The organism is uncultured Sphingomonas sp. (assembly GCF_946477935.1).
In the GTDB taxonomy this organism is placed as follows: Bacteria; Pseudomonadota; Alphaproteobacteria; order Sphingomonadales; family Sphingomonadaceae; genus Sphingomonas.
Genome location: NZ_CAMLAC010000135.1, coordinates 1 through 9,756 on the forward strand (window position 1 = coordinate 1; position 9,756 = coordinate 9,756).

10 protein-coding genes are annotated in these 9,756 nt (G+C 65.7%); all 10 read left to right on the forward strand.

Features of this window, described 5'->3' with window-relative positions; all coding sequences use genetic code 11:
- The first annotated feature begins 10 nt into the window (after positions 1-10).
- A complete protein-coding gene (locus Q0U08_RS13535; protein WP_298091914.1) occupies positions 11-394 on the forward strand; it encodes a hypothetical protein in 384 nt (127 codons plus the stop codon).
- Complete coding sequence (locus Q0U08_RS13540; RefSeq protein WP_298091915.1) at positions 391-1,338, forward strand: DNA methyltransferase; 948 nt, start codon at positions 391-393, stop codon at positions 1,336-1,338. Before Q0U08_RS13535 ends, Q0U08_RS13540 begins: the two co-directional genes overlap by 4 nt.
- On the forward strand, positions 1,335-1,478 hold the full coding sequence (locus Q0U08_RS13545) for a hypothetical protein (protein WP_298091916.1): 144 nt from the start codon (positions 1,335-1,337) through the stop codon (positions 1,476-1,478). The genes Q0U08_RS13540 and Q0U08_RS13545 overlap by 4 nt, the downstream gene beginning before the upstream one ends.
- Before the next feature lie 218 nt (positions 1,479-1,696).
- Entirely contained in the window at positions 1,697-1,966 is a 270-nt protein-coding gene (locus Q0U08_RS13550; protein ID WP_298091923.1) for a DUF2312 domain-containing protein, read from the forward strand.
- Positions 1,963-2,754, forward strand: a complete 792-nt coding sequence (locus Q0U08_RS13555; protein WP_298091917.1) for a Rha family transcriptional regulator — start codon at positions 1,963-1,965, stop codon at positions 2,752-2,754. The genes Q0U08_RS13550 and Q0U08_RS13555 overlap by 4 nt, the downstream gene beginning before the upstream one ends.
- Entirely contained in the window at positions 2,751-3,230 is a 480-nt protein-coding gene (ssb, locus tag Q0U08_RS13560; RefSeq protein ID WP_298091918.1) for a single-stranded DNA-binding protein, read from the forward strand. Before Q0U08_RS13555 ends, ssb begins: the two co-directional genes overlap by 4 nt.
- Positions 3,231-3,307: 77 nt before the next feature.
- On the forward strand, positions 3,308-6,163 hold the full coding sequence (locus Q0U08_RS13565) for a phage/plasmid primase, P4 family (protein WP_298091919.1): 2,856 nt from the start codon (positions 3,308-3,310) through the stop codon (positions 6,161-6,163).
- Positions 6,164-6,422: 259 nt separating this feature from the next.
- Positions 6,423-6,953: a hypothetical protein gene (locus Q0U08_RS13570; RefSeq protein ID WP_298091920.1), complete on the forward strand. Its 531-nt coding sequence runs from the start codon at positions 6,423-6,425 to the stop codon at positions 6,951-6,953.
- Between the two features lie 282 nt (positions 6,954-7,235).
- A complete protein-coding gene (locus Q0U08_RS13575) occupies positions 7,236-7,829 on the forward strand; it encodes a hypothetical protein (protein ID WP_298091921.1) in 594 nt (197 codons plus the stop codon).
- The coding region (locus tag Q0U08_RS13580; protein ID WP_298091922.1) for a terminase gpA endonuclease subunit at positions 7,829-9,756 on the forward strand (1,928 nt) is incomplete at its 3' end. The genes Q0U08_RS13575 and Q0U08_RS13580, both read left to right, overlap by 1 nt.

Here is a 9,756-nt window from a genome sequence, read left to right on the forward strand (position 1 = left end):
CTAGGAGGAAGTGCTTGGCGCCTTCGCACGCGGCGAGATCCGCGTGCTGGTCACGAAGCCTTCCATCTGCGGCTTCGGCATGAACTGGCAGCATTGCCACGACACGGCGTTCGTCGGGCTGAACGACAGCTTCGAGCAGCTGTATCAGGCGATCCGACGGTTCTGGCGGTTCGGCCAAGGCCATGCCGTGGACGCCCACCTGGTGGCGGCGCGCGTGGAGGGGGCCGTCCTGGCGAACCTGAAGCGCAAGGAGGCGGACGCCCAGCGCATGCAGGATGCCATGGTCGCGGCCATGGCGGGGTTCACCGACGTCGTCGCCGCGCCCGTGGTGCGGGAGAAGGCGGACTACACGCGGCGCAGCACGGCGCTGCCCAGCTTCATGGAGGCGGCATGATCGAGGCACTGGATTTCCGCGAGGGTCGCGGGTGGGGGCTGTACAACGGGGACTGCATCGAGGTGCTGGCGCAACTGCCGGACGAGTCGGTGGGCTTCTCGGTCTTCTCCCCGCCCTTCTCCTCGCTCTACACCTATTCGAACAGCGATCGGGATCTCGGCAACTGCCGGACCGACGATGAATTCTTCGCCCACTTCGCGTTCGTGCTGGAGGGGCTGTATCGCGTCCTGAAACCGGGCCGACTGTTGTCGATGCACTGCATGGACATGCCGCGCAGCAAGGCGCGCAACGGGTTCATCGGGACGTGGGATTTTCCCGGCGACCTGATCCGCGCGGCGGAGGCGGCGGGCTTCATCTTCCACAGCCGGGTATGCATCCGCAAGGACCCGGTAACCGCGATGCAGCGGACCAAGGCCATCGGCCTGCTGCACAAGCAGGTGAAGAAGGACAGCTGTCGCAGCCGGCAGGGCTACGCCGACTATGTCGTCACGCTCTACAAGCCGGGGATCAATCCCGAGCCGGTCGCCGGGCAGTTCGACCACTATTTCGGTGACGATCCGCAGACGATCCTCGCATCGCAGACGATGGAGGGCGACCAGCGGTCGATCGCCATCTGGCAGCGCTACGCGGACCCGGTGTGGGACGACATCGACCAGGGCGACACGCTCCAGTACCGGGCCGCGCGCGACCACAACGACGAGCGCCACATCGCGCCGTTGCAGCTGGGCGTGATCCGTCGCTGCGTGGATCTGTGGAGCAACCCCGGCGACGTCGTCCTGTCTCCGTTCGCCGGCATCGGCAGCGAGGTCTACGTGGCGGCCCAGATGGGCAGGAAGGGGCTCGGGATCGAGTTGAAGCCGTCCTACTATGCGCAGGCGCTGCGCAACCTCGACAAGGCCCACGAAGAGCAGAGCGGCCTGTTCGCTCTGGCCGGTGCGGCATGACGTCGCAGCAGCAGGAGCGCGATCGGGGCCGTGCGTATGCGCGCGATTGGCGCAAGCGGATGAAGCCGTTGTTCGACGCGATGTACGGTCCGGAGGTCTGCGACCATTGCGGCCAGCCCGCGACGCGGGGGCGGCCATGAAGCAGAAGCTGGAACATCAGGTCGCTGCGGCCGTGGGTGCGATCCTCGTCGGGTTGGAGATGATCAGCCTCGACGAGGTGCAGCAGCGCCTGCCGACGCACCTGAAGGCGGCGAACCCCACGCTCAAGTCGATCACGAAGGCGATCGTCAGCGCCGGGTGGGTTGGGCGGCCGGCGGGTGGCGGGACCGTTCTCTACGTGCCCGAGGATGCGGAGCCGATCGCGCCGGCCGATCACAACGGGAGCGACGAGGGGTCGGTGGCAGCGGACGAGATCCGGCTGCTGCTGGAGCGCGCCGAGCGGATGGAGGAGGAGAAGAAGGGTATTGCCGACGACATCAAGGACACATGGTCGGAGGCGAAGTCGCGCGGGTACGACGCGGCTGCCCTGAAGAGCATCATGAAGCTGCGCGGCCAGAAAAAGGACGACGTGGTCGCCAAGCAGGCGATCATGGACACGTATCTGCGCGCGCTGGGGATGATGGCATGAGCGAACTGGTCAGGATTTTCGATGGGCGCGTTGTGGCCGACAGCCGCGACGTCGCGCTGACGTTCGATAAGCAACATCAGCATGTGTTGCGGTCGATCGACAAGCTCGTAAAGGCCGCGCCGGAGTTGCAGTCCAATTTTGGACCGCAACTGTTTCAGGCTCCCGTCGGTCCCGGCCGAGGCGGAGTTCGCAATTATCGACGCGTTGATATGGATCGCGACGGTTTCGCGCTGCTGGCGATGGGCTTCACCGGCCCCAAGGCGCTCCAGTGGAAGCTACGGTACATCGAAGCGTTCAACCGCATGGAGGCGGCGCTGCTCGCCCCGGTCATTGCGGAAGCGCCCGCCGAGCCATTGACCGCAGTTCCCGCGATCTCCTTCACGGGCGATCAGGTGCAGATGATCGACACGATGCACAAGCTGACCGCGTCGGTGAGCCGTATCCAGCGCACGCACGGCAAGGCCGAGGCCATGAGGGCGTGGGCGCTGATGGGCGGTCCGGATCTAAGCGCTGGAACACTCCCGGCGTCATGTCGCCGTGCGGACGATAACCCTGACGCCGGCATCCTGGCGTGGCTGTCGGAGCGGATCGAGCATTGTCCCGGATCTCGGGTGCAGATGAAGGTTCTGATCGCCGACTACCAGCGCTGGTGCGAGATGAACCAGATCGTTGCACAGGGCCAGCAGATCTTCGGCCGAAATCTTAACATCATCGGCATTCCTTCAAAAACAAGTGACGGCGTCCAGCGGTTGAACATTCGGCTGCGCCCTGCGGGAGTATTGCAATGAGCAGCGTCAACAAGGTCATCATCGTCGGCAATCTCGGCCGCGACCCGGAAAGCCGTAGTTTTCAGAACGGCGGCAAGATCGTGAACCTGCGGATCGCCACGTCGGAGCGGTGGAAGGATCGTAGCACGGGCGAACAGAAGGAGCGCACGGAGTGGCACTCCGTCGTCATCATGAACGAGGGGCTGTGCGGCTTCGCGGAGAAGTATCTCCGCAAGGGCAGCAAGGTCTATGTCGAAGGCAAGCTCCAGACCCGCAAGTGGCAGGATCAGGCGGGGACCGATCGATATTCGACGGAGGTCGTGCTGGGGCCGTTCAATTCCATCCTGACGCTGCTCGACAAGGCGCAGGGTGATCCCGGGCGCCACGACTATTCGGGGCACGCCGATGGCCCCGGCATGGATCGCGGTAGCAGCGGATCGGGCTTCGGTGGTGGCGGCTTCGCTGGCGACGATCTGGACGACGACGTTCCGTTCTGACGGGCGCGCGCTGACGCGCCCCCGCTGGCAGGCCGGGTGATCGCCTGCCGCATCTCCTAGTATCCGGGGGCGTAATCGTGGCCTTTACCGAACTCTCGTCGTCTCTGCTTGAGGCGGCGCTTACCTACGCGCGCCGTGGCTGGCCCGTGTTTCCATGCGACCCCAGCACGAAGCGGCCGCTGCTGCCGCGTGACAAGGACGCCGATGGCAAGCCGATCAAGGGGTCGGGTGGCGTCACCAAGGCGACCACCGACGAGGATCAGATCCGCGCCTGGTGGCGAAAGTGGCCGCGCGCAATGATCGGCATCGCGGTCGGCCGGACCGGGCTGATCGTAATCGACTTTGATCCGGGCACGTATGACGTCGTCGACAAGCAGACGAAGGAAGTCGTCGGGCAGGAGACCTGGACGCTCGATCAGCTGAAGGACGCGCTGGCCGAGCGGATGGACGGCGAGCTGCTGCCTGACACCCTGACGTCGCTGACGCGGTCGGATGGCGAGCATCACTGGTTCCTGATGCCGGACGGCGAGCCGATCGGGAACAGCGGCAGCCTGCCCAAGCACATCGATGTGCGCGGCCTTGGCGGCTACGTGATCGCGCCGCCCAGCCATTTCGACGGCAACGATGTGGACGAAGCCGGCGACTATCGCTGGCTGCTCGGTCACGACCATACGGAGATCGCGGCATGCCCGCCTGCGCTGGTCGAGATCATGCGCACGCCCCCCAAGCACGAGCATGCGGCGGATGTGCCGCCCCGCCCCCCACGGGAGCCGGCCTTCGCCGTCGACGTGGACGCCTCGACGCGGCGCTATGCCATGCAGGCGCTGGACAACGAGTTGCAGGAGTTGGCCGCGACGCCCAAGGGTGGCGGGCGGCATGGCGGGCGCAACATGGGCGCGTACTGGGCGGCCTTCAATCTCGGCCAGTTCGTCGGCGCCGGCGCACTCAGCGAGGCGCTGGTGCGGCAGTCGCTGCTCGATGTCGTCAGGGGGTTCGATCCCCACGCCTACCAGCAGCACGCGGATGCCGTGGAGAACGGCCTGACGAACGGCATCGCCAAGCCTCGCGATCTCAGCGCCGTAGGCGCGCAAAAGGCGCGCGGGCGCGATAGCGACCGCTCTACATCATCATCCCCCATCCCCCCGACGCCGCCTCCAGAGGCTTACGCCGACGACCTTGATCGCATGAGCGGCCCCGCACCCCGCGAGGAAGGTGAAAGCGATGTCTCCTTCCATTCAGGAACCTCCCCTTCTCCGGCCCTTCCGGGGGGCGTGGGGGAGAGGATTTCGCCTGCGGCGAATGCTGAAGTCGATCGGCGGTGCGCCTTCTACTCGCTCACCGATCTGGGCAATGCGGAGCGATTCAGGACGCGGCACGGATGGCGTTTCCGCTTCTGCAACGAGCTCGGATGGTTTGTGTGGGACGGCAAGCGGTGGGAGCTGCTGTCGGAGGAGAAGGACAAGGTGCCCGGCAAGGTCAGCCTCGCCGTCTACGACACCGTGCGAGCCATCCGGAACGAGGCCGATTTCGTCGAGGCCAGCGGCTTGCGCGAGGAGGTGCCGGCCGACGCGAGCGACGAGGAACGCGCGGCCGCGCTGGACCATATCGTCGGCTGGCGGGGGAGCGGCGACAACAAGGTGCCGATCTACTTCTCGGAGACGCTGCGCGCCCATGCGAAATCGAGCGAGGGTGCCAGCCGGATGGGCTGCATCGCCAATCTGGTTAAGGCGTTCGACGACGTCGCCATCAAGGCCGACGCCATGGATGCCGATCGCATGGCGATCAACGTCCAGAACGGCACGCTGCGGCTCACCTGCCAGGGCGAGCGCTGGATGATGCGGGACGGCAAGCTGGAGCTCGTCGGCCAGAGCAACGAATGGGGTCTCTCCCTGACGCCGCACAATCCGAACGACCACATCAGCAAGATCGCGAACGTCCACTTCGATCCGGAAGCCGAGCGGGTCGAGTTCAACGGCTTCCTCGATACCGTCCAGCCCGACGCCGCGACGCGGCGTTTCCTTGCTCAGTGGCACGGCCTCAGCCTGACCGGCGACATCAGCGAGCAGAAGCTGGCGTTCTATCACGGCAAGGGTCGGAACGGTAAATCCACCATGGTGGACGCGTGCAGCGACGTGGCTGGCGACTATGGCGGGTCCGTGGGCATCGAGACGTTCCTCGATCAGGGTCGCGGCCGCAAGGGCGGCGAGGCCACTCCGGACCTTGCGCGTCTGCCGGGCATACGCTTCCTCCGGACCTCCGAGCCCGAGAAGGGCGCAAAACTGGCGGAGGCGCTGATCAAGCTGATCACGGGCGGCGAGCTGATCGACGCGCGCCATCTCAACAAGGGGTTCTTCAGCTTTCTGCCGTCGTTCAAAGTGACGATCTCGGGCAACCACAAACCCAAGATCACCGGCCATGACGACGGCATCTGGCGGCGCGTGATGCTCGTCCCATGGGACGTCCAGATCGCCAAGGAGAACGTCGACCGGACGCTGCCCGACAAGCTGCGCAAGGAGAAGTCGGGCATCCTCAACTGGATGATCGAGGGCCTGCTGGACTGGCGCGAGAATGGGCTCGTGGAGCCGGAGAGCGTACTGGCCGCGACGGCGAAGTATCGCGAGCAGAGCGATCAGCTCGGGCGCTTCCTTGACGAGTGCACGAAACCGGTGTCTGGTGCGCGCTCCAAGTCGTCAATGCTGTTCGCGCTCTTCACCGCCTGGACCAAGGCGACGGGCGCGGCGGAGTGGCAGCCACAAGGCTTTTCCAAGGCCATGGAGGATCGCGGGTTCGAGAAGAAGACCTCGAACGGCGTCCAGTGGCTGGACATCGAGATGACCAAGGACGTGGGCGACTTCGCAGATGCGACCGGGGACGATCCCGGCCCCCGCTATGGCGACTACGGCCCGTCCTATGGTGACGATGTCCCGCTCTGACCGGCGAATGGAAGGATACGTCCTTCCACGCGGAAGCACGATTGGAAGCACGAAAATGGCGGATTTCTGCGGCATTGGAATAGGTGGAAGGACTTTGCTTGGTCCTGCCTCATGCGCATGTGTGCGCGCCCGCGCATGCGCGCACCCGATACCACCCTGATTTATCCTTCCACTCCTTCCAAACTGATCATTCCAGATCATCACCGAACATCAAACTCACGCAAATCCGCCATTCTTGGCGCACGAAGGACCCCGAAAAATGGAAGGACATACCCTCGACCACTTCTCTCCGTTGGAAGGACACCTCCTTCCAATCGGCAAACTGACGTTCGACGTGGTGCAGGACCGCCTGGTGGAGGCGATGGTGACGTGCTGGCGCCAGTCGGATCGCGAGCGCGCATGGCTGCACGTCCGGTCGGCGTGGCCCGAGATCGCGCGCGAGACGTCGGCAGGCGACTACGACGCGCGGGGCGGTGATGCCAGCAGCTCGCAGGTGTCGCTGCGCCCGGCGTCGCTGACGCGGGTGGACATCGCGGAGATGGAGCAGGCGTTCGCCTGGGTTAAGGATCTGCCGGAGGACGACCGCAAGGTGCTGGCGCTGGCGATCACGCAGCTGGCGAGCGGCAAGCGGGAGATCGGCTGGCGCCAGATCATGACGAAGATGGGCGTGGCGCACGGCGCTGACGGGATCAGGATGCGCTACCGCCGCGCCATCGCCGCGATCTGCGATGCGCAGAATGGCGGAAATGCACGGGGTTCGCGTGTCAATGCGGATAATCAGCAGGCCTGATAATTTTCCCTGTTCTCCTATCGGGCGGAAACGGCCTAATTCTTATCACGCTGGGACGGGCCTTCGGGCGGCGCTCTGCATCTCTCCTGACCTACATGAAGGGCGGCGCGGCTTCGGTCTCGCCGCCCTTCATGCTTTCGAGGACCGGGGGGGCATAGGTTCTTCCCGGGGCCGGCCGGGGCCGGCGGTGTGGCTGAGCGCGGAGGCGCATGGTTCAGACCCGTTTTTTCTTTTTGAACTCCGTGAACTGAACCGTTCACGGGGTCTTGCACCGAGGAGGCAATGGGCGAACTGCTGACACAGGCCGATTTCGCGAAGCGCCGCGGCGTGGGGAAGTCGGCCGTCAGCAACTGGAAGAAGGCGGGCCTGCTCGTCTTCGCCGAGGATGCGGACGGCCGGACGATGGTCGATGCCGCCCGGACAGAGGCCCGCCTCAACGCAAGGCTCGATCCGACCCGTGGCCGGCCGACCGCCGCGATGCAGGACGGGTCTTCGCCGAGCCTAGCGCTCGATGACGGGCCTGCCGAGGCGGTCGCGTCGCAGGAACGGAACCTTGCCCGCGTCCGTGCGGAAGTCGCCGAGGAAGACCTCGTCGACAAGCGCATGAAGAACGCGGCGCGCGCTCGCGAGCTCGTGCCCGCCATGGAAGCGGAGCGCCGCGTCGCGGCCCTCGGCCAGATGGTTCGCGAGCGCATCCAGTCGGAGTTGCGATCGAAGGCCGAACGGCTGGCAGCGGAGCGAGAGCCCCGTGCGGTCATGGCGCTGATCGACGAAGCTCTGGACCGGGCATTCAACGCGTTGTCGAAGGCCGTCGCCGGTGGGGCGCTCGACGAGGCCGAGGACGAAGACGAGGAGGTGACAGCGGAGGCAGCCTGATGGTGTTCGACTATGACCGGTTCGGTGTGGTGGCGGGCGGGGTTCTTCGCCGCAACGTCCGCCGCCTGAACCGATCGTTGGCGGACGCGCTGAAGCCGCCGGAGCGATTGACGGTTTCGGAATGGACTGCCGAGCATCGGTATTTTCCGGATGACGCGGCGATCCCCGGCCAGTGGAGCCACGACACGGCGCCTGAGCTGGTCGAGATCATGGATGCGCTGTCTCCGCAGGACCCCTGCGAGGAAGTCGCCATCATGAAGTGCGCCCAGTCGGGCGGCTCTGCATCGGCGGAGAACTGGCTGGGCTTCATCAGCGACTTGGCGCCCGGCCCGGTGCTCTTCGTCCAGGCTACGCTGAAGATGGCGACGAGCTGGGCGGCGGAAAAGTTCTGGCCGATGGTCGCCGCATCGCCACGGCTGAATCCGGAGAAGGGCGGCACGATCCGCGCGCAAGGTCTGGCGAACGGTGACGGATCGACCTCGCAGAAGGTGCTGTTCAGTCGGTCGAACGGGTACATCCTGCTGACCGGCGCAAACTCCGCCGCTGACCTTCGCCAGCGGACGGTGCGCTACGCCGTCGAGGACGATCTGGATCAGTTTCCGTCCGACCTGGAGAAGCAGGGTTCGCCGGAGAGCATGATCGACGAGCGCCTGAAGGTGTGGCGCTCGCGCGGTCTGTCGAAGCGGATGAAGATCTCGACCCCGACCATCAAGGGGTCGAGCAAGATCGGCGTGGCCTACGGAAAGAGCGACCGTCGGCGCTACTACCTCAAGTGTCCCGCGTGCGGCGACCGGTTCGTGCCGGACTGGTCGGACATCCAGTGGGATGACGACGGGCACGAGCATGCGTATCTCGTGCCGCCCTGCTGCGGTGTCGATAGGATCGAGCACTGGCGCAAGGCGGAGATGAAGCTGCCGGATGGTTGGCTGTCCGACCGGATCGATGGCGAGAAGGTCCCGCGGGTGTTGGCTGAGGATGCCTTTCAGGCGTTGCGCGCGAAGATGCCGCTCAGTCGGAGGCGCGGCTTCCATCTGGTCGGCGAGATTTCGACGTTCCAGTCATGGGGCGAGATGGCGGTCGGCTTCCGCGATGCGCAGGGTGACGTCGCCAAGCTGAAGACTTGGACGAACCTGAAGCGTGGCTACGAGTTCGAGGTCGCCAACGACACGCCGGACTACGAGATGCTGATGACCCTGCGCGAGCAGGACTGGGGCATCGGCCGCATGCCGGTCGGACCGCTGGTCGTGACGCTCGGCGTCGACGTGCAGGGCGACGGGGTCTACGTCGAGAAGGTCGGATGGGGCCCCCGCAAGGAAAGCTGGCAACTGGATGCCCGCTTCCTGCCGGGGGCGACCGACGTTCCCGGCGAGGGAGCGTGGCGGTCGCTCGACGAGTATTCGCAGCGCGGCACGGTGTTCCCCGGCGGCAAGGTGTTCCCGATCGACTGGGAATGCGTCGACGCCGGCTACCACACTCCGGCCGCCCAGGCGTATTGCGCGAAGCGGCCCCGCCGCCTCGCCGTGTTCGGCCGCTCCGGCTGGGGCAAGCCGATCCTTGGCCGAGGGGAGGCCATCGCCTACGAGCAGCAGGGCCGCAAGGCTGGCCGGGCGCGGGGCAACAGCGACGAGAAGGCCTACATCGTCGGCACGTACAACGCGAAGCTCGGCTGGTACGGCTTCCTGCGCGCGACGATGAAGGCGGTCACGGCCGCGATCGAGAGCGGGACGCCGGAGATCGTGCCGGTCGGGCGGGTTCATCTTTCGAAGGATACGCCGCCCGACTGGTTCGAGCAGGCTACCGCTGAGACGATCGAAGTCCGCATGGTCCACGGGATGCCGGATCGCCGGTGGATCGTGATGGCCGGCAAACAGAACCACTATCTGGACTGCCGTATCTACAACCTGGCGGCGACCGAGAAGCTGATGGT

Excerpts from the sequence above, each read along its gene's own strand:
- Q0U08_RS13540 (WP_298091915.1), top strand. The coding sequence starts at position 391 with ATGATCGAGGCACTGGATTTCCGCGAGGGTCGCGGGTGGGGGCTGTAC.
- Q0U08_RS13545 (WP_298091916.1), top strand. The coding sequence starts at position 1,335 with ATGACGTCGCAGCAGCAGGAGCGCGATCGGGGCCGTGCGTATGCGCGC.
- Q0U08_RS13555 (WP_298091917.1), top strand. The coding sequence starts at position 1,963 with ATGAGCGAACTGGTCAGGATTTTCGATGGGCGCGTTGTGGCCGACAGC.
- ssb (WP_298091918.1), top strand. The coding sequence starts at position 2,751 with ATGAGCAGCGTCAACAAGGTCATCATCGTCGGCAATCTCGGCCGCGAC.
- Q0U08_RS13570 (WP_298091920.1), top strand. The coding sequence starts at position 6,423 with ATGGAAGGACATACCCTCGACCACTTCTCTCCGTTGGAAGGACACCTC.
- Q0U08_RS13575 (WP_298091921.1), top strand. The coding sequence starts at position 7,236 with ATGGGCGAACTGCTGACACAGGCCGATTTCGCGAAGCGCCGCGGCGTG.